Here is a 1,196-nt window from a genome sequence, read left to right as displayed (position 1 = left end):
TAATGGGTCTCCTCCAGCAGGTTGCCTTTGCTTACTTCTACGTTCAGCTTGTCAAAGAAGATATTGCCGCAGGGCACGCAGCTCAGGTTGCGCCAGCGGCTGCTCAAATATACGGCTAAATAACCGTTGGTAGGGATCACCTTCGCCCCGTTGCTGCCGATACTGGCCCAGCTGCCATCGCCATTGGCCTGGTAAGCGCCCGAAAATTCGCCTACCAGCTTCATGCCTTCGTCAAACAGCGCATAGGTAAGGTAGGCCTGCGGCCGCGAGGGATCGATGCCCTGGCTTTGGATGATGTCTTCCAGGGCATAAACGTTGTCCTGGGTAAAGAGCTCGTTGACCAGCTTGGTATCGTGGCTCTCGCCGGGGAAGCCGCCTACGCCACCGGTAAGGGTGCTGATCACGCTCTGTATCATCTGTTCGGCGGGAGCCGGCTGGTCGTCCTTGCTGCTATAGCTTTCGTAATAGTTGTTCACATTCATGTCCACCCTGTCGCCGGCCATTACCTTGACCAATAGCGAGGTGCCTACTTCCCTGCCGGCTTCGGCCCCGTTGAGCCTGCCGGCCTTGGTATCGCCGGGATCGGTGCTGGCCGGCTTTTCGTCCCGTATCTCGCCTACGTTGTCAAACAGCAGGCCTTCCAGGTTGGCGCTGGCGATCTCGTAAGTGGCCAGGTACTGGCGGATGCCGTAGGTGGTAATGTCGATGGTCGTGCGCACATTGCCCAGGTGGTCCTTGACAAAGTATTCTTCTTTTACCGGATTGGCGGTGGCATAGTTGAAGGCGGTGCGGCCTTCGCCGGTAAGCGCATACTGCACGCTGTCATTTTGAAAGACAAAATTGCTGATATAGTCGGTCTTCTTTACCGGCTTGCCGGGTTCGATGATGAGCTCCTGCACTTTGCCGCCGGCGGCATCGTAGCTGTATTCGATCTTTTTGCCACCGGCCAGGTTCACTTCGGTGGGTTTGTTGAAGTGGTTGTAGGCAACACTGCTGATGCCTTTGTTCAAGTCTTTTGTCAGGTTACCATTACCATCATAAGTATAATCGCCTGTGCCGGTAGCACCATTGTCATGAAAGTCGCCCGCACCATAATCGGCCACACCATTATCGGTTACCGCATCCAGCTGGTTGCCGTTCACATAGCCGTAGCGAAGCACATCCATATCTACCGGACCATTAACGGGGTCGACACC

Annotated in this window: 1 pseudogene; it reads right to left on the bottom strand. The window is 55.4% G+C overall.

Annotated elements, in window-relative coordinates:
* Positions 1 to 1,196 (bottom strand): annotated as a pseudogene (locus DZK30_RS25565) (hypothetical protein); the annotation flags it as partial.

The sequence above is a fragment of the Taibaiella koreensis genome, assembly GCF_003545715.1.
Taxonomy (GTDB): domain Bacteria; phylum Bacteroidota; class Bacteroidia; order Chitinophagales; family Chitinophagaceae; genus Taibaiella; species Taibaiella koreensis.
This window is presented reverse-complemented; position numbering and strand designations above follow the sequence as displayed.